General features: G+C 72.2%; 24 protein-coding genes. 19 read left to right on the plus strand and 5 right to left on the minus strand.

All coding sequences use genetic code 11. The features are described 5' to 3' along the window. The first annotated feature begins 293 nt into the window (after nucleotides 1-293). The 12 genes from ligD (at nucleotide 294) to GKQ77_RS08665 (ending at nucleotide 9,671) form a co-directional block, all read left to right on the plus strand. On the plus strand, nucleotides 294-1,247 hold the full coding sequence (ligD, locus tag GKQ77_RS08610) for a non-homologous end-joining DNA ligase (protein WP_219688109.1): 954 nt from the start codon (nucleotides 294-296) through the stop codon (nucleotides 1,245-1,247). Between the two features lie 49 nt (nucleotides 1,248-1,296). Continuing rightward, nucleotides 1,297-1,620, plus strand: a complete 324-nt coding sequence (locus tag GKQ77_RS08615; RefSeq protein WP_219688110.1) for a gas vesicle protein GvpO — start codon at nucleotides 1,297-1,299, stop codon at nucleotides 1,618-1,620. Nucleotides 1,621-1,723: 103 nt separating this feature from the next. Continuing rightward, on the plus strand, nucleotides 1,724-2,155 hold the full coding sequence (locus tag GKQ77_RS08620) for a gas vesicle structural protein GvpA (protein WP_219688111.1): 432 nt from the start codon (nucleotides 1,724-1,726) through the stop codon (nucleotides 2,153-2,155). Further along, entirely contained in the window at nucleotides 2,152-2,892 is a 741-nt protein-coding gene (locus tag GKQ77_RS08625; RefSeq protein ID WP_219688112.1) for a GvpL/GvpF family gas vesicle protein, read from the plus strand. Before GKQ77_RS08620 ends, GKQ77_RS08625 begins: the two co-directional genes overlap by 4 nt. Before the next feature lie 4 nt (nucleotides 2,893-2,896). After that, complete coding sequence (locus GKQ77_RS08630; protein WP_125516206.1) at nucleotides 2,897-3,142, plus strand: gas vesicle protein GvpG; 246 nt, start codon at nucleotides 2,897-2,899, stop codon at nucleotides 3,140-3,142. Beyond that, nucleotides 3,139-3,792, plus strand: a complete 654-nt coding sequence (locus tag GKQ77_RS08635; RefSeq protein WP_219688113.1) for a DNA primase — start codon at nucleotides 3,139-3,141, stop codon at nucleotides 3,790-3,792. The genes GKQ77_RS08630 and GKQ77_RS08635 overlap by 4 nt, the downstream gene beginning before the upstream one ends. Further along, nucleotides 3,785-5,008, plus strand: a complete 1,224-nt coding sequence (locus GKQ77_RS08640; RefSeq protein WP_308117593.1) for an SRPBCC family protein — start codon at nucleotides 3,785-3,787, stop codon at nucleotides 5,006-5,008. Before GKQ77_RS08635 ends, GKQ77_RS08640 begins: the two co-directional genes overlap by 8 nt. Next, complete coding sequence (locus GKQ77_RS08645) at nucleotides 5,005-5,370, plus strand: gas vesicle protein (protein WP_219688114.1); 366 nt, start codon at nucleotides 5,005-5,007, stop codon at nucleotides 5,368-5,370. Before GKQ77_RS08640 ends, GKQ77_RS08645 begins: the two co-directional genes overlap by 4 nt. Next, complete coding sequence (locus GKQ77_RS08650) at nucleotides 5,354-6,208, plus strand: GvpL/GvpF family gas vesicle protein (protein WP_308117594.1); 855 nt, start codon at nucleotides 5,354-5,356, stop codon at nucleotides 6,206-6,208. Before GKQ77_RS08645 ends, GKQ77_RS08650 begins: the two co-directional genes overlap by 17 nt. Further along, nucleotides 6,205-6,393 (plus strand): gas vesicle protein, encoded by a 189-nt coding sequence (locus tag GKQ77_RS08655; protein WP_219688115.1) that lies wholly within the window; start codon nucleotides 6,205-6,207, stop codon nucleotides 6,391-6,393. The genes GKQ77_RS08650 and GKQ77_RS08655 overlap by 4 nt, the downstream gene beginning before the upstream one ends. Before the next feature lie 3 nt (nucleotides 6,394-6,396). Beyond that, nucleotides 6,397-6,747 carry a gas vesicle protein K gene (locus GKQ77_RS08660; protein WP_219688116.1) on the plus strand — a complete coding sequence of 117 codons (351 nt, stop codon included), beginning with the start codon at nucleotides 6,397-6,399 and terminating at the stop codon, nucleotides 6,745-6,747. Nucleotides 6,748-6,806: 59 nt separating this feature from the next. Further along, nucleotides 6,807-9,671, plus strand: a complete 2,865-nt coding sequence (locus tag GKQ77_RS08665; protein WP_219688117.1) for a hypothetical protein — start codon at nucleotides 6,807-6,809, stop codon at nucleotides 9,669-9,671. A 57-nt stretch (nucleotides 9,672-9,728) separates the two neighbouring features. On the opposite strand, the gene GKQ77_RS08670 is transcribed toward GKQ77_RS08665, so the two are convergent. Both GKQ77_RS08670 and GKQ77_RS08675 read right to left on the minus strand, forming a co-directional pair. Continuing rightward, complete coding sequence (locus GKQ77_RS08670; protein WP_219688118.1) at nucleotides 9,729-10,538, minus strand: class I SAM-dependent methyltransferase; 810 nt, start codon at nucleotides 10,536-10,538, stop codon at nucleotides 9,729-9,731. A 93-nt stretch (nucleotides 10,539-10,631) separates the two neighbouring features. After that, complete coding sequence (locus GKQ77_RS08675; RefSeq protein ID WP_219688119.1) at nucleotides 10,632-12,176, minus strand: bifunctional phosphatase PAP2/diacylglycerol kinase family protein; 1,545 nt, start codon at nucleotides 12,174-12,176, stop codon at nucleotides 10,632-10,634. An 88-nt stretch (nucleotides 12,177-12,264) separates the two neighbouring features. Between GKQ77_RS08675 and GKQ77_RS08680 the strand changes: the two genes are divergently transcribed. The 4 genes from GKQ77_RS08680 (at nucleotide 12,265) to GKQ77_RS08695 (ending at nucleotide 15,967) form a co-directional block, all read left to right on the plus strand. Then, nucleotides 12,265-13,893, plus strand: coding sequence for an ABC-F family ATP-binding cassette domain-containing protein (locus GKQ77_RS08680; protein WP_219688120.1), 1,629 nt, complete (start codon nucleotides 12,265-12,267; stop codon nucleotides 13,891-13,893). 115 nt (nucleotides 13,894-14,008) lie between these two features. Next, nucleotides 14,009-14,242 (plus strand): DUF6158 family protein, encoded by a 234-nt coding sequence (locus GKQ77_RS08685; protein ID WP_219688121.1) that lies wholly within the window; start codon nucleotides 14,009-14,011, stop codon nucleotides 14,240-14,242. Next, nucleotides 14,239-14,889, plus strand: coding sequence for a TIGR03086 family metal-binding protein (locus tag GKQ77_RS08690; protein ID WP_219688122.1), 651 nt, complete (start codon nucleotides 14,239-14,241; stop codon nucleotides 14,887-14,889). The genes GKQ77_RS08685 and GKQ77_RS08690 overlap by 4 nt, the downstream gene beginning before the upstream one ends. A 64-nt stretch (nucleotides 14,890-14,953) precedes the next feature. Next, entirely contained in the window at nucleotides 14,954-15,967 is a 1,014-nt protein-coding gene (locus tag GKQ77_RS08695) for a Ppx/GppA family phosphatase (protein WP_219688123.1), read from the plus strand. 91 nt (nucleotides 15,968-16,058) lie between these two features. Here the strand turns inward: GKQ77_RS08695 and GKQ77_RS08700 are convergent, their stop codons facing one another. Continuing rightward, nucleotides 16,059-16,499, minus strand: a complete 441-nt coding sequence (locus tag GKQ77_RS08700; RefSeq protein WP_219688124.1) for a CBS domain-containing protein — start codon at nucleotides 16,497-16,499, stop codon at nucleotides 16,059-16,061. Between the two features lie 164 nt (nucleotides 16,500-16,663). Here GKQ77_RS08700 and GKQ77_RS33230 point away from each other — a divergent pair, with 164 nt between their 5' ends. Continuing rightward, nucleotides 16,664-16,798, plus strand: a complete 135-nt coding sequence (locus GKQ77_RS33230) for a hypothetical protein (RefSeq protein WP_258021033.1) — start codon at nucleotides 16,664-16,666, stop codon at nucleotides 16,796-16,798. A gap of 63 nt (nucleotides 16,799-16,861) precedes the next feature. Here the strand turns inward: GKQ77_RS33230 and GKQ77_RS08705 are convergent, their stop codons facing one another. Continuing rightward, nucleotides 16,862-18,742, minus strand: a complete 1,881-nt coding sequence (locus GKQ77_RS08705) for a thiamine pyrophosphate-requiring protein (RefSeq protein WP_219688125.1) — start codon at nucleotides 18,740-18,742, stop codon at nucleotides 16,862-16,864. Nucleotides 18,743-19,003: 261 nt separating this feature from the next. Here GKQ77_RS08705 and GKQ77_RS08710 point away from each other — a divergent pair, with 261 nt between their 5' ends. Beyond that, entirely contained in the window at nucleotides 19,004-19,837 is an 834-nt protein-coding gene (locus GKQ77_RS08710; protein ID WP_219688126.1) for an RNA polymerase sigma factor SigF, read from the plus strand. A 16-nt stretch (nucleotides 19,838-19,853) separates the two neighbouring features. Here GKQ77_RS08710 and GKQ77_RS08715 read toward each other — a convergent pair whose 3' ends face one another. After that, nucleotides 19,854-20,969 (minus strand): PAS domain-containing protein, encoded by a 1,116-nt coding sequence (locus GKQ77_RS08715; RefSeq protein ID WP_219688127.1) that lies wholly within the window; start codon nucleotides 20,967-20,969, stop codon nucleotides 19,854-19,856. A 73-nt stretch (nucleotides 20,970-21,042) separates the two neighbouring features. On the opposite strand from GKQ77_RS08715, the gene GKQ77_RS08720 reads away from it, so the two are divergent. Further along, a complete protein-coding gene (locus GKQ77_RS08720; protein ID WP_219688128.1) occupies nucleotides 21,043-21,750 on the plus strand; it encodes an ANTAR domain-containing response regulator in 708 nt (235 codons plus the stop codon). Nucleotides 21,751-22,035 lie beyond the last annotated feature (285 nt).

Here is a 22,035-nt window from a genome sequence, read left to right on the forward strand (position 1 = left end):
ATGCGGAGCGGAGCGCATGTCGGAGTCGTGCGTCATGGCAGGCCTCACTGAGGTTCACGGTTGGGGGAGCGGCACGGACGCGGAACGGCTGGTGGCCGACCGGTGCCTCGATCCTCCCGGCCGCCGCGCCGCCGGACACGCCCGCCGTCCCCCGGCTTCCCGGTGGTGCCAGCCACCCCTGCCGACCAGGGTGGACACCACCGTGCCCGGGTGGCCACGGCGACTGGCGGGGCTGTCACCGGGTACCCGAGGGGTCCGTCCGAGCCGAGGGAACCGAGCGGAAGGAAACACCCATGAGCGACGTACGGACGGTGCGGGCGGGCCGCCGCACCGTGGAACTGCACCGGCCGGAGAAGATCCTCTTCCCGGCCGGTGACGACGACGGCAGCGACAGGGAACACATCGAAGGCGCGGCCAAGGCCTACACAAAAGCGGACCTCTTCGACTACTACCGGTCCGTCGCCCCCTTCATGCTGCCCCACCTGCGCGGCCGCCCCCTCATGCTGGAGCGCCACCCGGACGGCGTCGACGGCCCCCGCTTCATGCAGAAGGACACCCCGGACCACTACCCGGACTGGATCACCCGCGCCGAGGTCACCAAGCAGGGCGGCACCGTCACGCACACCGTGTGCGACGACACGGCGAGCCTGCTCTTCCTCGCCGACCAGGCGTGCCTGACCCTGCACCGCTGGCTCTCCCGCACCGGCGATATCGACCGCCCCGACCGGCTGGTCTTCGACCTCGACCCGGCGAAGGACGACTTCGGCGCCGTACGGGAAGCGGCCCGGCTCCTCGGTGAACTCCTCGACCACATGAGCCTGCCGTCCGCCCTGATGACGACCGGCTCACGCGGCCTGCACGTCGTCGTGCCCCTCAACGGCAACCACGACTTCGACGACGTACGCGACTTCGCCAAGGACGTCGCCGACACGCTCGCCGCGGCACATCCCGAGAGGTTCACCACAGCCGCCCGCAAGGAGGCCCGCGGCGACCGGCTCTACCTCGACGTGCAGCGCAACGGGTACGCGCAGACAGCGGTCGCCCCCTTCTCCGTGCGGGCCGCGCCCGGCGCCCCCGTGGCCGTCCCGATCGCCTGGGAACAGCTGGACGACCCTGCGGTGCACGCCCGCCGCTGGACCATCGAGGACGCCGTCGAACAGGCCCGTACCGACCCGTGGGCCGGCGTTCCGCGCAACGGACGCGCCCTTGGACCGGCCCGCCGCAAGCTGCGCGCCCTGCGCGGTTGAGGCGAGGTTTGGCCAAGGGCCACCGGGACACACGTACCGGGAGGTGGACATGGCCAATACGTCACGTAAGACAACAGACTCCAAGACAACGGACACCGAGCAGGACGAGCTGCCGGGCCCCATGGCGGTCCTGCGGGCAGCGCAGACCCAGCTCGCCGAGCTGACCGGCATGACAGCCGAATCGGTGTCCTCCTTCGAACGCACCGAGGAGGGATGGCTTTTGGAGATCGAAGTGCTCGAGCTGGCCCGTGTCCCGGACACGATGAGCCTGCTGGCGAGCTACGAGGTCCGGCTCGACCCCCAGGGCGAGCTGACCGGCTACCGGCGGGTGCGCCGCTACGAGCGCGGACGTTCGGACCCGCACAAGAGGTAGGCCAAGACACAGGCACGACAACGCTCCACAGCAAGCAAGCAAGCAAGCAAGCAGCAAGTAGGCAAGGGAAACAAGGCAGCCAAAGCAAGGAGGCTCAGTCGGCATGACCGTAGTCCCGGCACAACAGTCCGGCGGCGGAGGCGGCACCAGTGGCCTGTACGACGTCGTGGAACTCATCCTCGACCGAGGACTCGTCATCGACGCCTTCGTACGCGTTTCGCTCGTCGGTATCGAGATCCTGAAGATCGATGTCCGTGTCGTGGTCGCGAGCGTCGACACGTATCTCCGGTTCGCCGAGGCGTGCAACCGCCTCGACCTGGAGAGCGGAAGGAAGAAGGACCCCGGCCTGCCCGACCTCGTGGGCGAGATCACCGAGTCCGGCGCCAAGGGCAAGTCCAAGGGCGCGCTCTCCGGAGCCGCCGAGACCATATCGGACGCCTTCAAGCAGTCCCGTGAGGAAGGCGAGCGCCAGAGCGAGGAGCGCCCGCGGGCCCGGCGCTCCACGACGTCCCGCCGCAAGGAGGAGAAGGAGTGACCACCTACGTCTACGGCATCGCGAGCAGCTCCCACCCGTCCCTGCCGGACGGCATGGAGGGCATAGGGAAGCCGGCGTGCGCCGTGCGCATCCTGAAGCAGGGTGAACTCGCCGCGATCGTCAGCGATGCCCCCGAGGACCTCAAGCCCAAGCGGCGTGACCTGCTCGCGCACCAGAACGTGCTGTCGGAGGCGGGCGCCGCGGGCTCCGTCCTGCCGATGCGCTTCGGCAGTCTCGCCCCGGACGACGAGACCGTCGTATCCGTACTGGGGGAGCGCGCCGACCACTACACGGAGCGGCTGCGCACCCTCGACGGCAAGGTCGAGTACAACGTGAAGGCCTCGCACAACGAACAGGCCGTGCTGCACCAGGTCCTCGCGGAGAACCCGGAGCTGCGCGCCATGGTGGAGGCCAACCAGCGCCAGGGCGGCGGCAGCCACGAGCAGAAGCTGCAGCTCGGTGAGGCGGTCACCTCCGCGGTGCGGGCCCGGGAGGCGAGCGACGCCGTCGAGGTGCGGCGCGCGCTGGAACCGACGGCGGAATCGGTCGCCGACGGGCCCGAGGGCACCGGCTGGCTCGCCAACGTCTCGTTCTTGGTGAGCCGCAAGTCCGCCGAGGGCTTCGTCGCCGCGGTGGAGGAACTGCGCACCACCCAGCCGCACCTGGAACTCAAGGTGCACGGTCCGCTGCCCCCGTACAGCTTCGTCGACCCGGGACCCGCCGAACCGGCGACGTGACGGGATGGGACTGATCGGCGAACTGCTTCTGCTGCCGCTGGCCCCGGCCCGTGGCTCCCTCTGGGTGCTGAACCAAGTGGTCGACGAGGCGGAGCGGCAGTACTACGACCCCTCGGCCATCCGTCGTGAACTCGCCCGCCTCGAGGAGCGCCTGGAGGCGGGCGAGATCGACGAGGACGAGTTCGAGCGGGCCGAGGACGAACTCCTCGACCGGCTGCAGCACAGCACAGGACAGGACTTCAGACAATGAACCGACTGGCAATGGGCCTTGCCGTGGGCGCGGGATACGTCCTCGGCCGCACGAAGAAGGCGAAGTTCGCGTTCGCCGTCGGCACGATGGTCGCGGGCAAGAAGCTGAACCTGAGCCCGAAGGCGCTGGGATCGCTTGTGACCCAGCAGCTGGAGAACAACCCGCAGTTCAAGGAGATAGGCGACCAGCTGCGCGAGGATCTGCGGGGCGTGGGCAAGGCCGCCACGGGCTCGCTCCTCAACCGGCAGCTCGAAGGCCTCGCCGACCGCCTGCACGACCGCACCCTCGACGTCCAGGACCGCATCTCCGGCGTGGTGCCGGACGAGGTCAAGGGCTCCGACAGGGACGACGAGGACGCGGAGGATGGCGAGGACGCGGAGGACACCAAGGCCGAGGACGCCGAGGACAGCAAGAACGCCGAGGACGAGGAAGAGCCGGCCGGGCGGCGCAAGAAGACGGCGGCCAAGAGGCCGTCCGCCCAGAAGCCGAAGTCCGAGCCCAAGGCGGCCGCGAAGAAGACCGCGGTGAAGAAGACCACCGCCCGCAAGACCGCCCAGAAGAAGTCGGCTTCCGCGGCGCGCGGCACCGCCCGCAAGACGGCCTCGGCGACCCGCACGGGCAGCCGGGCGAAGGGAGGCGACCGTGGCTGAGTCACCGCTGAGCAACATCACGCGAAGCCCCGCCGCCGACCGCCTGAAGGAAGAGGCGCAGGCCTACCTCATGGCGCAGGTCGAGCGCATGCTCGTCGGCGTCGGCCACCGCCTCGGCGACGCCACCGTCAAGCTGAACGACATCGCGGACGGCAAGAGCCCCGGCTTCGGCAAGCTCGCGCTGAACGCGGGCAAGAAGGTCGCCGAGGGCAAGGGCCCGGTGCGCAGCGCGCTGGAACTGGGCGGAGGCCACCTCAAGGACAAGGTCACCGACGCCGTCAAGGGCATCGGCGGTGGCAAGCGCAAGAAGGGCGGCGCGGGCCAGAAGCCCACGGTCATCCTGGAGTACGTCGATGTCGGCGTCCCGGTCCGTGAGGCGTACGACCAGTGGACCCAGTTCCAGGAGTTCTCCACCTTCGCCAAGGGCGTCAAGAGCGTCACCGTGGCGAACGACACGGACTCCGACTGGAAGGCCAAGGTCTTCTGGTCCAGCCGCAGTTGGAAGGCGCACACCACCGAGCAGGTGCCGGACCAGCGGATCACCTGGACGTCGGAGGGCGCCAAGGGCTCGACCAAGGGTGTCGTCACCTTCCACCCGCTCGCGGAGAACCTCACCCGCGTCCTGCTGGTCATCGAGTACTACCCCAAGGGCCTCTTCGAGAAGACCGGCAACATCTGGCGCGCCCAGGGCCGCAGGGCACGCCTCGACCTCAAGCACTTCGCCCGGCACATCTCGCTGCGCGGCGAGGCGAGCGACGGCTGGCGCGGCGAGATCCGCGACGGCGAGGTCGTCCGCAGCCACGAGGACGCCGTGGCCGAGGAGGAGGACGAGCGCTCCGAGAACGAGCACGCCGAGGACGAGCACGCCGAGGACGAGCACGCCGAGGACGAGCGCCCGGAGGACGAGTACGAGGAGCAGGACGAGCCCGAGGACGAGTACGACGAGGAGGAAGACGAGGAAGACGCCCGCGAGGACGAGCCGGAGGCGGAGTACGAGGACGAGGACGAGCCCGAGGAAGAGGTCGACGAGGAGACCGAGGGCGAGCCCGAGGACGAGTACGACGACGTCGACGAGGACGCTGACGACGAGGCCGACGAAGAGGCCGAGGCCGAAGCTGACGACGACGCCGACGAGATCGATGAGGAGGCCGACGCCGACGAGGAGAAGCGGCGCGAGTACGCCGAGTCGGCCGACGGCGGCCGGGGCAGCCGATGACGGCCTCCCCGGGCGGCGGCGGCGGTCTGCCCGGCCCCTACGGCAGCAGCGGCGGAGGGGCCAACCTCGCGGACATCCTCGAACGCGTCCTGGACAAGGGCATCGTCATCGCGGGCGACATCAAGATCAACCTGCTCGACATCGAACTGCTCACCATCAAATTGCGCCTGATCGTCGCGTCGGTGGACAAGGCCAAGGAGATGGGTATCGACTGGTGGGAGCAGGACCCGGCGCTGTCGTCCGGAGCGCGCCACAAGGAGCTGGCGAAGGAGAACGCCGAGCTGAGGCGGCGGCTGGACGAACTGGAGTCCCAGGGGGTCCTGGAACCCGCCGAGAAGGAGTCACGTGAGCCTCGCAACTGAGGAACTGCGTTACGTCTACGCGGTCTGCCGTCCGCTGGACGCACCGCTCGCCGCCGACCTGACCGGGGTCGGCGGCGTGCCGCCCCGCCAGCTCGCCCACGAGGGCCTCATCGCCGTCGTGGGCCCGGTGCCGGAGCGGGACTTCGCGGAGGAACCGCTGCGCAGGCATCTGGAGGACCTGGACTGGCTCTCCGACACGGCCCGCGCGCACCAGCGGGTGATCTCCGCCCTCACCAGCGTCACCTGCCCGCTGCCGCTGCGGCTCGCCACCGTCTTCCGGGACGACAGCGGCGTGCGCGCCATGCTGGAGGAGGGCGCGGACCGGTTCCGCCGGGTCCTCGACCGGATCGACGGGTGCGTGGAGTGGGGCGTCAAGGTCCATCTGGAGAGCGAGGAGTCGCGGGAGCGGCCCGCCGAGGCCCCGGCGCCGGAGAAGCCGCGTTCGGGACGCGACTATCTGCGCCAGCGGCGCAGCCGGCAGACGGCCCAGGACGAGAGCTGGCAGCGGGCCGAGGCCTTCGCCCAGGCCCTGCACGAGAGGCTGTCGCGGCGCTCCGACGACTCCCGGCTGCACGCCCCGCAGAACTCGTCCCTCTCCAAGGCGCCCGGACGGAACATCCTCAACGCCGCCTATCTGGTGCCCCGCGCGCACTCGGAGGAGTTCGTCGAACTCGTCGACCGCACGAAGGACGAGGAGCAGGAGTCGTCCGGCCTGCGGGTGGAGCTGACGGGCCCCTGGGCGGCCTACTCCTTCACCGCCGACGACCCGGGCACCGACGGGACCGGCACGGGCACCAGCAGCGGCAGCGGCACCGACACGACGGAGCGCTCGCGATGACAGTCGTGGAGCGCCGCGAAATAGCCCTGGTCGACCTGCTCGACCGCCTTCTCGCGGGCGGGGTCGTCATCACGGGAGACATCACGCTGCGGATCGCGGATGTCGACCTCGTACGCATCGACCTGAACGCCCTGATCAGCTCGGTGAACGAGCAAGTGCCCTCACCGTGGCCGGAATTGGAGTGACCGATGGAGTCCAGCGAGCCCGTTGAACGAACTGAGCCCGCTGAGCCCAGCGACCTCGCGGCGGACAAGGGCCGCGGCGACCGCAAGCGCGTGGACCTCGACCCGGACACCGTGGAGCGGGACCTGGTGAAGCTGGTCCTGACCATCATCGAGCTGCTGCGGCAGCTCATGGAGCGCCAGGCGGTGCGCCGCTTCGACACCGGCGACCTGACCGAGGACCAGGAGGAGCGGATCGGGCTGACGCTGATGCTCCTGGAGGACCGGATGGCCGAGCTGCGCGACCGGTACGGGCTGCGGGCCGAGGACCTGAACCTGGACCTCGGCCCGCTGGGCCCCCTGCTGCCGAGGGAGTAATCGCCGGCTGACCGTAACCTGCTTACCTACGGGAGGGGTTGTGCGGGACACTCCCTGAGATGGATGAGCTGACGGGCGCGGTCGCCGACGCCGAGGACGGCGCGGGAGACAGAGCTGAGGACGGCGCGGTCGCCGACGCAGAGGACGGCGCGGCGCGCCCGGAGCTGGGGCGGCACCGCCGGACCTACCGCCCGCGGCGCGCCACGCTCTCCGCGTATGCGCTGCTCCTGCTGGCCCTGACTCCCGTAGCGGCCCTGGCCTGCCTCGCGACGGTTCTCATCGGCGCGATCTTTGACTGGGCGGGCGGCCTTACGCCCGTCGTGGTCGGCGGGCTCGCGCTCCTGTGTCCGTTCGCCGTCCGGGTGTGGTGGCGTCGGCGGCACACGAAAGTGGAGTTCCGCCTCTACGACGACGGCCTCGTCGCGATCGCGGCCGACGGTACGGAAGCGGTCTACCTCTGGCGGACGGTCACCGTCTTCACGGACAGCGCGAATCGCTACAAGCTGTGCGGCCCCGAGGGGAGGGTCGTCACGCTCGGGGCAGCGCACCGAGGCCCCGCACTCGGCGGGGAGAGGATCAAGGGCCGACGCACCCGGACAGTGATCAGAGGCGCCCAGCTCCCCCAGGAGGAGGAGTGGGGTCCGGCGATACGGCAGGGGGTCCGGGACGCGCAGCTGGCCGCCGCCACCGAAACGGTGCAGGGCGGTGGTGAAGTCCTTTTCGGGGACCTGGTGTTGAGCCAGGGGGGCCTGACCGTACGGCGCAGGCGCGGCCGGGACGACTTCACCGCCTGGGCGGACGTCGACAGGCTCTCCCTCACGGCTGAGGGCGATCTCGTGGTCACCTCGCGCGGCAGCGACTTCCCGACGTACTTCGTGAGGCCCGGATACCGGGTACCCAATCTGGAGATCTTCCTCGACATCGCCCGTCGGCTGCACGCGCGCAGCTCGCGGGCCGCGGCCACTCCGGCCGCGGCCGCCCCTGCCGCGCCGCCCCCGGAGCCTTCGGCCGCCCGCGATGACCGGGAGCCGCTAATCGAGGTGCCGGAACTCCTGGCCCTGTACGTCACCTTCGGGGTGGGCGCGTGGGCGGCCTGGCACTTGGGTACCAGGCAGGAGATCGACGGGCTGGGGTCCGCGCTCCTCGCCGCCCTCAGGGCCGCCTTCGGCGGGATCTTCGGGGCGGTCGCGGGCGTCGGCCTCGCGGCAGCCGTCATGGCCACGCCGGAGATAGTCGGCGGGCTGATCCTCGAACCGGTGATCCGCTGGTTCCGGCACCGCCGGTACGTCGCCGCGGCCGTCCTCGCGCTGTGCGCGGTCGTCCCGCCGGTGGCCCTGCTCCTCGTCCTGTTCCGCGCGTTCCCCTCTCGCCTCGTCCCGCTGGTGGTGCTGCTGTTCTTCGGCGGCTGGACGCTGCTGCTCGCCGTGAAGCGGTGCGGTGTGTCCGAACGCCTGATCGTGCGGCACCTGCCGGACCTCCCCGGCGTGTGCCTCGCCTACCTCGCCGTCGAGCAGCTCGTCTCCGGCGACGTACTGACCCTCGCACCGGCCGCCGGATTCTTCTTCCCGCTCGCCGTCTGGCTCTCCTGCCGAGGCTGGCGGAAGCTGAAGGACTCGACGCGGCCGACGGTGCAGGCGGCGGCCGACATCGTCCTGTCCGTGCAACTCGGCCTGGTGCTGAGCGTGTTCATGGTCTGGCTGGCCAACGTCCTGTCCTTCACCCCGCCCCAAGTCACCGTGGTGCGTGGCGTGGTGGAAAGCATCCAAGGGCTGACCGAGGTGCACTGGCTGTACTGGCTGGCGGTCTACACCGTCCTCGCACTCGGCAGTTACGTGGTCCTGCGCTGGCCGGACCGGGTCGCGCGGTTCAGGGGGCGGCTGCGCCCGGCGCGCTTCGGCGAATCCCGGCTGCCGTTCGGCATGACCGCCAACTTCGCACGCCGCTCCCTGTCAGGGGTCAACGTCGGCATCATGGTCGCCCTGCTGTTCCTCGTCGCCCTGGCCCCGGTCTCGGAGGGCGCCTGGAAGAGGCCGGTGGCCGAGAGGTACGCGCTCGAGGTCCAGCGGCGACAGTACGCCGAGGGTGCCACGGCCGCGTACAAGGAGATCCACCAGCAGGTCTCGGCGCATCCACGGTCCGCCGCCCGCCTGAGAGACGTGATCCTCGCCGTGCACCGGGCCGCGCCTTCGCCACCCGGGGAGCCCGTGAACCCGGCGGCGCTGGACATCGCCCGGCAGGTCGGCCGCTACCAGGCCGCCACCCTCGATGTCGACGACCCGGCGCCACCTCCCGGCCAGGACGACCCCGCACCACCACCCGACCAGGCCCCCGACGCCGACGACCTCGACGGGCGGCTCGATCAGCTCGACGAGACCCAGCAGCGCACCGCTGAGCGGGAGCAGCAGGCCGACCGGTTCGCGGAGCTGTCCTCTCTCGCGATCACCCGCACCTTCGACGCGCTCGACCTCGGCGACAACCAGGCCGTACAGCTCGTCAAGGAGTACCTGGGCGGGCTGGTGGAGGACGGGCCGGTGAAGAAAATCTTCCACCGGTGGGGCGAAGGCATCGGCCGGCCCTCGCCCGACGACGGCCAGCCCCCGCCGGACGGGGACCAGCCCTCGCCCGACGGCGACCAACCCCCGCCCGAAGGCCGCCGCCTCCTGCGCATCGACGTCCGCCGACTGACGGCGGTGGCCTACGAACGCACCCACGCGGCAGTCGCACGCGCCGACGCCGGCCTGCTCACCTTCTACGGCCGGTTCGGCATCGGCATCCCCGCCGAGAACACCTCGCTGAGACCCGCGGTCGATCTGGCGAACCAGCACCGGTACCTGCGGCAGGGCACCGGCCCCTGCTCCGGCTGTGTCGGCTCCACGACCGGCGGTTCCGGCACGGGTGGGGGCGGAGGCGGCGGGCGCCGCTGAGAGGCGCCGGGCGCACGAGGGAACGTATGGCCGCTACTTGCGGCACACGTATGGCGGCTACTTGCGGCAGAGGATCTCGCCGTGCAGTACCACGAACCAGCCGTCCTCCTCGCCGCCCCACGCCCGCCACGCGTCCGCGATGGCCCGCAGCCGCTCCGCGTCCGTGTGGTCGCCCGACACCGCCCGCCCGGCGTAGGAGGAGGCGACCGTGCGGTCCGCCCACAGCCCGCTCCACCAGGCGCGCTCCTCGTCGGAGGAGTAGCACCACGTGCCCGCGCTCGCGGTGACGTCCGTGAGACCGGCCGCCAGGGCCCAGGACTTGAGCCGGCGCCCCGCGTCGGGCTCGCCGCCGTTGGCGCGGGCCACCCGCAGGTAGAGGTCGAGCCAGTCGTCCATCAGGGGCGCGTTCGGATACCAGGTCATCGCCGAGTAGTCCGCGTCGCGGGCCGCGATGATGCCGCCCGGCTCGCAGACCCGCCGCATCTCGCTCAGGGCGCGCACCGGATCGCCCACGTGCTGCAGCACCTGATGGGCGTGGACGACACTGAAGGTGTCGTCGGGGAAGTCGAGGTCGTGCACGTCGGCGACGGCGAACTCCACGTTGTGCAGGCCGCGTTCGGCGGCCGTGGCGCGCGCCGTGCCGAGGATGCCGGGCGCGTGGTCGACGCCCGTCACGTGGCCGTCCGGGACGAGCTCCGCCAGGTCGGCGGTGATCGTGCCCGGGCCGCAGCCGATGTCGAGGATCTTCATGTGCGGCTTCAGCGAACCGACGAGGTACGCGGCCGAGTTGGCGGCGGTGCGCCAGGTGTGGGAACGCAGTACGGACTCGTGGTGCCCGTGCGTGTAGACGGCGGTCTCTTTCGGCATGGCGGAACTCCTCCAGGTGCGCTGCGCGCTTGCTGCGGTACGCCGAAGTTACGCCGCCAAGCCGAATAATGAGACCCGCGTATCAGTATGTGGTCAGCCGATGAGGGGGAGCGGACGGTAGACGGTCAGCGCCTCCGGGAGCTTGTCGAGCGTCAACGCGCCCCGGACCACGGTGACTTCACCGTCGTACGCCGCCACCGTGCCCGGACCGATGTCGTCCACCCGCAGACTCCGCAGCCGCACCGCCGCCTGGACGGGCGTGCGGACCGCCGAACCGGCGAGCGCGGCGGCGAGCAGCCGCACGCCCGGCTTCCGGCCGCCGTGCACGATGCGTACGTCCAGCAGCCCGTCCGCCAGATCGAGCCGGCGGCCCGGCGCCAGACCGAAGCGGTGGTACGAGCCGTTGCCCGCGAAGAGCAGCCACACCGGCCGCCTGCGCCCCCGGAACTCGGCGCTCATCGGCGCGGGCTCCGAGCGCAGCGTCCGCAGGGCGGCGAGGGCCGCGGCGGGCCGGTCACCGAGACGGCGCGCCCAGCGGTCGCTGCGGCGGACCGTCTCCGGGTGGACGCCGAGACTGAACGTGTTGAGGAAGATCCCCTCGGTCCGGTCCCTGTCCTCCCCGGCGGTCTCCTCCGAAGCGTCGAAACGGTCCACGTCAGTGCTGAAGCGGCCCACGTCGACGGCGACCGCGCCGCCCGTCTCCACGGCACGGCACAGGTCGCGCGTGTCCTCCACGCCGATGTCGTACGCGAAGTGCGCCGGCGGACCCGCGGGCAGCACCGCGAGCGGCAGCCCGTGCCGCAGGGCGACACCGGCCGCGGCGTTCACGCAGCCGTCGCCGCCGCACACCCCCAGCGCCCGCGCCCGGCCCGCCGCCTTCTCCAGCTCGGCGGCGAGGTCGGCCGGATCGCAGGCGACGACCTCCGCGAGGGGCAGCGCCGCCCGCAGGGCCCTCGCACGCTCCCCGGCGCGTTCCCCGGCGCGCCCGCCGGACTCGACGGCCAGGACCAGCCCCTCGCCACCGGGCAGCGCGGGGGCGTCGGCACGCGGCCTGCCCGGGGCGGGCAGCTGACCACGGGTCGGGGCGAGGCCGCGTACCGCGAAGGCCGCGCCCGCCCCCAGCGCCGCACCCGCGAGGACGTCGCTCGGAAAGTGCACGCCGGTGTAGACGCGGGAGAGCGCCACCGCGCCCGCCACGGGCGCGACCCCGGCACCCCAGGCCCGCGACTCCAGCGCCACCCCGGTGGCGAAGGCGGCAGCGGAGGCGGAGTGGCCCGAGGGGAACGACGTGGTGATGGGCTGCCGCTTCAGCTGGCGGATCAGCGGCACCGTGTCGAGCAGCGGCCGGGCGCGGCGCACCGAGCGCTTGCCGAGGGTGTTGATGGTCGCGGAGGCCAGCGCGAGCGAGGCGACCCCGCGCACGGCGGCCCGGCGGGCCCTCGGCGTGCCGGTCGCCGCGATCGCCGCGGCCGCGCCGAACCACAGAAGCCCGTGGTTGGCGCCGCGGCTCAGCCGGGGCAGGAGACGGTCCGCGCCCGGCCAGTGCCGGGTGGCGACCGCGTCGAAGACACGGTGGTCGAGGGCGAGCAGCCGGGTCCGCGCACTGTCCTGACGAGTGGGGGAGACATCTGTGGTCATACGCTGCGGGTACCCGCAGCGGGCGCGGCCACTACCGCCGGGGAAACCGGTTTGCCGCGACGGCGGCCGGACACGGAGAATCCCGCCCATGGGACATCTGGAAGCCGCGCACCTCGAGTACTACTTGCCGGACGGGCGGGCGCTGCTCGGTGACGTCTCCTTCCGGGTCGGCGAGGGCGCGGTCGTCGCCCTGGTCGGGGCGAACGGCGCGGGCAAGACGACACTGCTGCGGCTGATCTCCGGCGAGCTGCAGCCGCACGGCGGCAGCGTCACCGTCAGCGGCGGCCTCGGCGTGATGCCGCAGTTCGTCGGTTCCGTACGCGACGAGAGCACCGTGCGCGACCTGCTCGTCTCCGTCGCCCACCCGCGGCTGCGGGAGGCCGCGAGGGCCGTGGACGCCGCCGAGCACGCGATCATGACGGTCGACGACGAGGCCGCCCAGATGAGCTACGCCCAGGCGCTCTCCGACTGGGCCGAGGTCCAGGGGTACGAGGCCGAGACGCTGTGGGACATCTGCACCACGGCCGCGCTCGGCGTCCCCTACGACAAGGCCCAGTTCCGCGAGGTCCGCACGCTCTCCGGCGGCGAGCAGAAGCGCCTCGTCCTGGAGGCCCTGCTGCGCGGCACCGACGAGGTCCTGCTCCTCGACGAGCCGGACAACTACCTGGACGTCCCCGGCAAGCGCTGGCTTGAGGAGCAGCTGCGGGCGACCCGCAAGACCGTCCTGTTCGTCTCCCACGACCGCGAGCTGCTGGCCCGCGCCGCCGAGAAGATCGTCAGCGTCGAGCAGAGCCCGGGCGGCGCCGACGCGTGGGTGCACGGCGGCGGTTTCGCGACGTTCCACGAGGCCCGCAAGGAGCGCTTCGCCCGCTTCGAGGAGCTGCGCCGCCGCTGGGACGAGAAGCACGAGCAGCTGAAGAAGCTGGTGCGCACGCTGCGCCAGGCCGCCGAGGTCAGCCATGAGATGGCCTCGCGCTACCACGCGGCGCAGACCAGGCTCCGCAAGTTCGAGGAGGCGGGCCCGCCCCCCGAGCCGCCCCGCGAGCAGGACATCACCATGCGCCTGCACGGCGGCCGCACCGGCGTACGGGCCGTGACCTGCGAGGGCCTGGAGCTGACCGGTCTGATGCACCCCTTCGACCTGGAGGTCTTCTACGGCGAGCGGGTCGCCGTCCTCGGTTCGAACGGCTCGGGCAAGTCGCACTTCCTGCGCCTGCTCGCGGGCGACACCGACAACCCCGTGGCGCACACCGGCTCCTGGAAGCTCGGCGCGCGCGTGGTGCCCGGCCACTTCGCGCAGACCCACGCCCACCCCGAGCTGTTCGGCCGCACGCTCCTGGACATCCTGTGGCGCGAGCACGCGCAGGACCGCGGCGCCGCCATGTCCCGGCTGCGGCGGTACGAGCTGACCGGCCAGGCCGAGCAGAAGTTCGAACGGCTCTCCGGCGGCCAGCAGGCCCGCTTCCAGATCCTCCTCCTCGAACTGGAGGGCTGCACGGCACTGCTCCTTGACGAGCCCACCGACAACCTCGACCTGGAGTCGGCCGAGGCCCTCCAGGAAGGCCTCGAAGCCTTCCAGGGCACCGTCCTCGCCGTCACGCACGACCGCTGGTTCGCCCGCTCCTTCGACCGCTACCTGGTCTTCGGCAGCGACGGCCGGGTCCGGGAGACCCCCGAGCCGGTCTGGGACGAGCGCAGGGTGGAGCGCAAGCGGTAGCCGGTGGCCTCGCGCGCCGCGCGCCCGCACCCGGCCCGGTGCATCCTGGGGTAGTACGCGCCGAGCGGGTACCCGGGGGGCAGGGAGCCACGCGACGAAGCGATCGGAGCGATCCATGGACGGAGTCGACCCGGGTCAGCTGGACGACCAGCAGCTCATCAAGGAGCTGGAGACCATCCACCGGACCCGGCACACCACCCTGCTGCACGGCTCGGACGACGCCCTGCGGGCCCACGACGACCGGATGGCGGAGCTGGAGGCCGAGTACCTGCGCCGCCACCCGCGCAGGTCAGTGGCGCCAGGACGCACCCGCACCGGGGCGCGGGAGAGGGGGAACACACCGTCATGACGGAGAACGACACCACGCGGAACGGCACCACGCAGAACGGCACCACGGAGACCGGCACCACGGACGACGGCACGACCACCCCGCACGTACTCGACCGGCACGGCGAAGCGCTCGCACTCTTCACCGACCGGGTGCACGCCATCCGTGCCGACCAGTGGGACGCGCCCACCCCCTGCGCCGACTGGAGCGTGCGCGACCTGGTCAACCACCTCACGTCCGAGCAGCTGTGGGTGCCGCCCCTGCTCCGCGACGGCGCGACCGTCGCCGATGTCGGCGACAGTTTCGACGGCGACATGCTCGGACCCGACCCGGTCGCCTCCTGGGACACCGCGGCCACCGCCTCCCGGGCCGCGTTCCGCGAACCGGGCGCCCTGGAGCGCTCGGTCCACCTCTCCTTCGGCGACACCCCGGCGATCTTCTACTGCGCCCAGATGACCACCGACCTGGTGGTGCACGCCTGGGACCTGTCCCGGGCGATCGGCGCCGAGGAGACCCTGCCCAGGGGCCTCGTCGACTTCTCCGTACGGGAGATCTCGCCGTACGCGACGGAGCTGGAGAAGAGCGGCCTCTTCGACCCGCCGGTGGAACCGCCGCCGGGCGCCGATGTACAGACCAAGCTGCTGTGCCTGGTCGGGCGCCGGGTGTGAGGGCGGGGGGCGCCGGCGGGCCGTGGCCGATTCCGCTCGTCCGGCGCGGGGTATTTGATCGGTCATGAGGGTTGGCGTGGTGGACGTGGGGTCGAACACGGTGCGGCTCGTCGTCGCGGATGCCGACGGGCAGGTGCCGTTGCCCGTCCACACGGTGAAGCGGCGGCTGCGGCTGGCCCAGGACGTGGACCGGGACGGGACGCTCGGTGCGGAGCCGGTCGACAAGCTGGTCGAGGCGGTGCGCGACGTACGGGCGCAGGCGCGGCGGTGGGGCGTGGCGGAGCCGTTCGCCTTCGCCACGTCCATCGTGCGCGACGCGCCCAACCGCGCCGACGTGCTCGACGCCGTGGAGGCGGGGACGGGCCTCAGGCTGCGCACCCTGACCGGTGAGGCCGAGGCGGAGCTGACGTTCCTCGCCGCCCGCAGGTGGATGGGGTGGCGCGCCGGGCCGCTCGTCCTCTTCGACATCGGCGGCGGCACGTTCGAGGTGGCCTTCGGCCGCAGCCGGCTGCCCGACTACGCGGCCTCGCTGCCGCTGGGCGCGGGCCGCCTCACGCGCGAGTTCTTCGACGGCCAGGACCCGCCGCGCGCGCGGGACATCAAGGCGGTGCGCCGCCAAGTGCGCCACCAGCTGCGGGACGTGGCCGCCCGGATCCGCTGGGAGATGCCGCACACGGCCGTCGTCACCTCGCGTACGTTCCAGCAGCTCGCCCGGTTGTGCGGCGCCGCCCCCGGCCGCCACGGGCCGTTCGTCCAGCGGGAGTTGGGCCGCGTCGAACTGGGCAGGGCGCTGAAGGAACTCGCGCAGCTGCCCGCGGACCGGCGGGCGCAGCTGCCGGGGATCTCGGCCGCGCGCTCCGGACAGTGCCTCGCCGGTGCCGTGGTGGCCCATACGGCGATGAAGCTGACCGGGATCGAAGTGGTGACCGTCTGCCCCTGGGCCCTGCGCGAGGGCATCCTGCTGCGCTACATCGAGGACGGCGACGACGCGTGGTGGGCCCAGGAGGAGCGCCTGGCCGCCGGTGACGGCACGCACGACGACTCCACACCCCTGCGGCTCGCCACCTCCTCGCCCTGACACCGGCCCGCCTGCCGCTATCGGGCGGGCGGGGCCGCTGCCCAGGGCGCTGATGGGGCCGCGGGCGGCTCAGGCCCGGTGGATGCTCGGCTCAGGCCTGGTGGATCCCCGGCCAGCTGTCCGGATCGGCGCGGCTGATGTCGGCCAGCGCCGATGCCGGGTCCTGGGCGAGCGCCAGATCGCCGAGGCTGACCATCCCCACCGGGTGACCGTCCTCCACGACGGGCAGCCTGCGGACCGCGTGGTCGCGCATCAGACCGACCGCGTCCGACACGGCGTCATCGGGCGCGACCACCACGGGATTGGGCGTGCACACGGCCTCCGCGCTGACGGTCAGCGGATCCGCCCCGTCGGCCACGGCGCGCAACGCGATGTCCCGGTCGGTGAGCACACCGATGACCTGCCCGTCGGAGGCGACCAGCACATCCCCGATGTCCTGGGCGCGCATGAGCTGCGCCGCCTCGACGAGAGAAGCGTCGGGGCGCACCGCCACCACGCCCGGTGTCATGACGTCCCTTACGAATTCAGCCATGGCTGACCTTCCTGCATGCGTTCGTCGGACACTCTCGGGGTGACCCCGCCCGCAGTACCCCTGTGCCAGAGGGCTATGCGTCGTCTGCCCGGGAGGTTTGCGCCGCCGGGCCGGGGAGACCCGCCCGGCACCACCCCCCACGTCGATCTGGGAGGGCAGAGGTCATGGCGGTACTCGCCGTATTCATCCCGCTGGTCATGTTGGGAGTGGTCCTGGCGCTCGGCCGGTACGAGGAGCTGCTGCTGCCGCCCGCGCGGCACCCGGACGCGGCCGACGGCGTACGGCACCGCGCTGCGTGAGGCGGCGGAACGCGGCCGCCCGGGCCCGTCACACGGCCGGGGCGGCACCCTCCGACGACGGCACTAACCGCGTCGACCGCGGCCCTTCTTGCCCTCGTTCCGCTTCTCCCCGTTCCTCTTGTGGGCGTTCTTCCTCTCCTCGCCCGACCTGCCCGCTCCCGGCAGGAACTCCTGCATCTTCGCCTTCAGGCCCTGCTTCAGCATCGACGAGCGGTCCGCGTCGCCCTTGAGCACCGCCTCCGCCGTCGCCTCCATCTCGTCCCACGTCGCGTGCGGCGGGATCGGCGGCACCGCGGGGTCGGTGCGGAAGTCGATGACCACCGGCTCCTCCGCCGCGAGAGCGGTCCGCCAGGCCGCCTCGACCTCCTCGGGGCGCTCCACCCGGATCCCGGTCAGACCGATGGACCGCGCGAACTCCGCGTACGGCACATCGGGCAGCGCCTGCGAGGGCAGGAACGAGGGCGCGCCGCCCATGGCCCGCATCTCCCACGTGACCTGGTTCAGGTCCTCGTTGTTCCAGACGGCGACGATCAGCCGCGGATCGTCCCAGCGGTGGCGGTACTTGGCGGCCGTGATCAGCTCCGCCATGCCGTTCATCTGCATCGCGCCGTCCCCCACCAGGGCGATCACGGGCCGGTTGGGGTGCGCGAACTTCGCCCCGATCGCGTACGGCACACCGCTCCCCATCGTGGCGAGCGTCCCCGAGAGCGAGGCGCGCATGTCGCCCCGCATCGTCAGATGACGCGCGTACCAGTTCGCCACCGAGCCCGAGTCGCACGTGATGAGCGCGTTGTCCGGCAGCAGCGGGTCCAGGATGTGCGCCACGTACTCCGGGTTGACGGGATCAGCGGACTGCTCGGCCCTGCGCCGCATCACGTCCTTCCAGCGCGTCACGTTGGAGCAGATCTCCTCCTGCCAGTCGCGGCTGACCGCACGCCGGTCCTTGTCGATGAGCGGGATCAGCTCGCGCAGCGTCGCCCGCGCGTCGCCGACGAGATTCACCTCGTACGGATAGCGCATCCCGACCATGTGCGGATCGATGTCGATCTGCACGCCCCGCGCCGAACCGAACTCCGGCAGGAACTGCGCGTAGGGGAAGCTCGACCCGATCGTCAGGAGCGTGTCGCAGTCGCGCATCAGCTCGTACGAAGGCCGGGTGCCGAGCAGGCCGATCGAACCGGTCACATAGGGGAGTTCGTCGCTCAGCGCGTCCTTGCCGAGCAGCGCCTTCGCGACGCCCGCGCCGAGCAGTCGGGCGATCTCCTCTACCTCGGCGCGCGCGCCCGCCGCGCCCTGGCCGATCAGGATCGCCGCCTTGTCGCCGGCGTTGAGCACCTCCGCGGCCCGCTCCAGGGCGGTCGGCGAGGGCAGCGCGGTCCAGCCGCTGCGGTCCAGGCTGGAGGGGACCATCTTGAACGCGTGCGGGGGCGGGGTGTAGTCGAGTTCCTGCACGTCACCGGGGATGATCACGGCGGTCGGGCAGCGGCGCGCGTACGCGGTGCGGATCGCCCGGTCGATGACGTTCGGCAGCTGCTCGGGCACCGTCACGGTCTCCACGAACTCGGACGCCACGTCCTTGAACAGCGTGTGCAGATCGACCTCCTGCTGGTACGAGCCGCCCATCGCACTGCGGTCCGTCTGCCCGACGATCGCGAGCACCGGCACATGGTCGAGCTTCGCGTCGTACAGGCCGTTGAGCAGATGGATGGCGCCCGGCCCCGACGTCGCCACGCACACGCCGAGGCGCTTGCCGAACTTGGCGTAGCCCACGGCCTCGAACGCCGACATCTCCTCGTGCCGCGACTGCACGAACCGGGGCTGGTCCTCGGCCCTGCCCCACGCGGCGAGCAGGCCGTTGATGCCGTCACCCGGATAGCCGAAGACCTGCTCGACCCCCCAGGCGCGCAGCCTCTCCAGGATGTGGTCGGCGACCGTGACGCTCATGGTGGAACCCTCCGGGCGGATCGGAAAACGGCGGTCACCTCCGGGTGTCCGGGGCTACCCGGAGGAAACCTACGGCGGGACCGGGGGCGTTTGGCCTCCCACACGCGGGGCAGGCGAAGAAACAGTGCTTCGGACCGGAGGCACGTCCGTGGGAGCGACCGCATCGCTCGCCCCGGGTGTGTTCCCGGCGTGGCCCCACGCCTGCGCACTCCCACGGTGACCGTCCACCCCCAGGCACATCCGAGGGAGTTGCGACGCATCATGCGTTCCCACACGAGCACGGCAGTACCGCCCAGGAGCACGGCCGCACCGGGCAGGAGCAAGCGCCACTCGCACGACGACGCCCCGGACACCACCGCGGCCTTCGAACGCCTCGTCGAACTCGAAGAGGGCCCCGAACGGGACGCCCTGCGCCAGGAGGTCGTACAGGCCTGGCTGCCCATGGCCCAGCGCCTCGCGGGCCGGTTCCGCAATCGCGGCGAGTCCCTCGACGACCTGCGCCAGGTCGCCGCCCTCGGCCTGGTCAAAGCCGTCGACCGCTACGACCCGCGGCGCGGCACCGCCTTCGAGAGCTATGCCGTGCCGACCGTCACCGGCGAGATCAAGCGGCACTTCCGCGACCACATGTGGACCCTGCACGTGCCCCGCCGCGTCCAGGACCTGCGCAACCGCGTGCGGTTCGCCCGCCAGGACCTCTCCCAGACCGTCTCCGGACGCGCCCCCACCACCGCCGAGATCGCCGAGCACGCGCACATGAGCGAGGAGGACGCGAAGACCGGCCTGGAGGCGCTCGAAAGCTTCACCGCGCTCTCCCTGGACGCCGAACTCCCGGGCAGCGAGGACGGCTACTCCCTCAGCGACGCGCTGGGCGGCCCCGACCCCGCGCTCGACGTCGTCGTGGACCGCGAGGCCGTCAAGCCCCGCATCGCGCAACTGCCCGAGCGGGAACGGACCATCCTCTACATGCGGTTCTTCGGCGACATGACGCAGAGCCGCATCGCCGACGAGATGGGCATCTCGCAGATGCACGTCTCGCGGCTGATCAGCCGCTGCTGCGACCGGCTGCGCGACCAGGTCATGCGGGACGCCGCCTGACGCTGTCAAGTGCCGGCTACCGCCGCATGGCGAGCGCCATGTGCCGGGACAGCACGTCGACCGCGCGCGCCTCGGCCATCGAGAAGGCGAGCCGCGCGCCGCACCGGAAGAGCGTGAGGACGCCCTCCACCGGCCCGTCCGTGCGGGTGGTCAGCGGCACGCACAGCAACGACGTGACCTCGGCGCGGACCAGGACGTGTGCGCCGGTCGCGTCCCGCCCGAAGGCGTCCGGGTCCTCCGGGCGCACCTGCAACGACGCCGCCCCGCCGCGTGCCGCCTCCACGACGAGGGGGCACGCGGCGGGCTCCTGCGCCAGCACGTCGGCGACCGGCGCGTCCGGCGGCCCCAGCACGGCGGCGCGCTTCAGGCGCCCGGCCCCCAGGTCGGCGACCACCCAGTCCGCGAACCGCCCGTGCAGCACCGCGGCGGCCCGCTCCAGCACCGCCGCACCGTCCCCGACGGGCGCCGTGAGCAGCGCCGTCGTCATCGCGTCCGCCAGGTCGAGCTGGGCCGCGTGCCGGGTCGCCTCACCGAGGTCGGGCACGGGCCCCGGCGCACTCGGCGCCTGCTGCGCGCGGGTCACCGAGGGCTGGAGCACCACGAGCACGGCGGTACGCGGCTCGGTGCCGGGCCGCAGTGCGGTGAGCGTCGCCCGGACCGGCGTACCGGGGTTCTGCTGGAGGTGCACGACGAGGCTGCGGTCACCCTCGCCGCGGGCCACGGCCGCGGTCTGGGAGCGGAACGCGACCCGGTCGGCGTGGAGCAGGAACCCCGTCAGCGGGCGGCCCGCCGCGAAGCCCGTACGGACCCCGGTCAGGGTGGTCCCCGCGGAGTTCATCCGGCGGACCACGGTGTCCCTGTCGATCAGCGCCACCGGCAGCGGCAGCCGCTGGAAGATGGCCCGCAGCAGCCGCTGCTCGTCCCGGTCCCGCACGGCGCCGCTCAAGTGCCCGTCGGCGCTCAGGCGTTCGTACGTGGGCCACAACCGGGCCGCCACGTGGTCGAGTTCGAAGATCGCCGCGTCCAGTACCGTGCCGAGGTCGTCCCGGGGGACGGCGCGGGCCGATTTCAACGCCGCGACACGGCGCACGAAATCCGCGAGGTCTTCACCGAACTCCTCCGTCTGCGACATGGGTTGAACCTAACGGCTGATTCCGTTTTCCGGAGGACGAGGGGGGAAGCCGAAGGGAAGAGGAGGAACCCCCATGGCGCCCTTGCCGGACCCGGACCTGCTCCGGCCGGAATCAGCTCTGCCCGGCCGCAGGCTCTCCGAACTCGCCGAACAGGCCGTACGGTGCACCCCCGCGTGCTGCGGCGCGAGCGCCACGGTCACCGACGGCGGCGACGAACACCCCGCGGCCGTCACCCACCCCGACCTCGCCGGGCTCGTGTCGGTGCAGCTGCGCTCGGGGGAGGGGCCCATCCCCGCCGCCGAGCAGCGAGGGACACCGGTCGACTCCAAGGACCTGCTGCGGGACGAGCGGTGGCCCGAGTACCGCGCGATGGCCCTCGACTCGGGCGTACGCTCCAGCGTCACGCTGCCCTTCCAGCGCGCGGGGCTCACGGTCACCCTGAGCCTGTTCAGCTTCCGCCCCGACGCGCTCGACGACGCCCGGCACGGGCCCGCGCAGGCGCTCGGCGACCTCGCCACGGCCGGCCTCGTGCGCGACCGGCACTACCGCGCCGCGCTGAGCGAGCTCGACCAGATGGGCACGGCCCTGCGCACCCGGCCCGTCGTGGACCAGGCCTGCGGGATCATCATGCACGTCCTGAACTGCGAGGCCGACGCCGCGTTCGCCGTGTTGCGGCGGATCTCCCAGACCACCAACCGCAAGCTGGCGGATGTGGCGGCCGCGCTGGTCGAGACGAAGGGGCGCGGCCTGGAGCGGGAACTGGTCTCCCTGGCCCGCTGAGGCCTTCGCGCCGAGCCCTGCCCGTCGGCGCCTTTCAGGAACAAGGCCCGAGCCGACCGGCTCGGGCCTTTCGCACGCGCACCGGCCGGCGCGCGTGAACGGCTCACCCGGGCGGGGCCCAGCGCGGGCGGGAGGGAGGTGAGCGCGTTGTGATGGACACGTAGGGCCAGGTGTTCCGCCGCTCCTGGGTACAGAGCCGTCCCACGGGGCAGGACACCATCACGCGAGTGCACGGAGGTACGAATGAGGCGGACGGACTCCGAGGGTCGCGGCCCCGTCCGGTAC

This window comes from Streptomyces anatolicus (genome assembly GCF_019400875.1).
Lineage (GTDB): Bacteria > Actinomycetota > Actinomycetes > Streptomycetales > Streptomycetaceae > Streptomyces > Streptomyces anatolicus.

Excerpts from the sequence above, each read along its gene's own strand:
- GKQ77_RS08695 (WP_219688123.1), top strand. The coding sequence starts at position 14,954 with ATGAGGGTTGGCGTGGTGGACGTGGGGTCGAACACGGTGCGGCTCGTC.
- GKQ77_RS08635 (WP_219688113.1), top strand. The coding sequence starts at position 3,139 with ATGAACCGACTGGCAATGGGCCTTGCCGTGGGCGCGGGATACGTCCTC.
- GKQ77_RS08645 (WP_219688114.1), top strand. The coding sequence starts at position 5,005 with ATGACGGCCTCCCCGGGCGGCGGCGGCGGTCTGCCCGGCCCCTACGGC.
- GKQ77_RS08665 (WP_219688117.1), top strand. The coding sequence starts at position 6,807 with ATGGATGAGCTGACGGGCGCGGTCGCCGACGCCGAGGACGGCGCGGGA.
- GKQ77_RS08630 (WP_125516206.1), top strand. The coding sequence starts at position 2,897 with ATGGGACTGATCGGCGAACTGCTTCTGCTGCCGCTGGCCCCGGCCCGT.
- ligD (WP_219688109.1), top strand. The coding sequence starts at position 294 with ATGAGCGACGTACGGACGGTGCGGGCGGGCCGCCGCACCGTGGAACTG.
- GKQ77_RS08670 (WP_219688118.1), bottom strand. The coding sequence starts at position 10,538 with ATGCCGAAAGAGACCGCCGTCTACACGCACGGGCACCACGAGTCCGTA.
- GKQ77_RS08705 (WP_219688125.1), bottom strand. The coding sequence starts at position 18,742 with ATGAGCGTCACGGTCGCCGACCACATCCTGGAGAGGCTGCGCGCCTGG.
- GKQ77_RS08685 (WP_219688121.1), top strand. The coding sequence starts at position 14,009 with ATGGACGGAGTCGACCCGGGTCAGCTGGACGACCAGCAGCTCATCAAG.
- GKQ77_RS08690 (WP_219688122.1), top strand. The coding sequence starts at position 14,239 with ATGACGGAGAACGACACCACGCGGAACGGCACCACGCAGAACGGCACC.
- GKQ77_RS33230 (WP_258021033.1), top strand. The coding sequence starts at position 16,664 with ATGGCGGTACTCGCCGTATTCATCCCGCTGGTCATGTTGGGAGTGGTC.
- GKQ77_RS08715 (WP_219688127.1), bottom strand. The coding sequence starts at position 20,969 with ATGTCGCAGACGGAGGAGTTCGGTGAAGACCTCGCGGATTTCGTGCGC.
- GKQ77_RS08680 (WP_219688120.1), top strand. The coding sequence starts at position 12,265 with ATGGGACATCTGGAAGCCGCGCACCTCGAGTACTACTTGCCGGACGGG.
- GKQ77_RS08620 (WP_219688111.1), top strand. The coding sequence starts at position 1,724 with ATGACCGTAGTCCCGGCACAACAGTCCGGCGGCGGAGGCGGCACCAGT.
- GKQ77_RS08615 (WP_219688110.1), top strand. The coding sequence starts at position 1,297 with ATGGCCAATACGTCACGTAAGACAACAGACTCCAAGACAACGGACACC.
- GKQ77_RS08710 (WP_219688126.1), top strand. The coding sequence starts at position 19,004 with ATGCGTTCCCACACGAGCACGGCAGTACCGCCCAGGAGCACGGCCGCA.
- GKQ77_RS08700 (WP_219688124.1), bottom strand. The coding sequence starts at position 16,499 with ATGGCTGAATTCGTAAGGGACGTCATGACACCGGGCGTGGTGGCGGTG.
- GKQ77_RS08655 (WP_219688115.1), top strand. The coding sequence starts at position 6,205 with ATGACAGTCGTGGAGCGCCGCGAAATAGCCCTGGTCGACCTGCTCGAC.
- GKQ77_RS08675 (WP_219688119.1), bottom strand. The coding sequence starts at position 12,176 with ATGACCACAGATGTCTCCCCCACTCGTCAGGACAGTGCGCGGACCCGG.
- GKQ77_RS08660 (WP_219688116.1), top strand. The coding sequence starts at position 6,397 with ATGGAGTCCAGCGAGCCCGTTGAACGAACTGAGCCCGCTGAGCCCAGC.
- GKQ77_RS08720 (WP_219688128.1), top strand. The coding sequence starts at position 21,043 with ATGGCGCCCTTGCCGGACCCGGACCTGCTCCGGCCGGAATCAGCTCTG.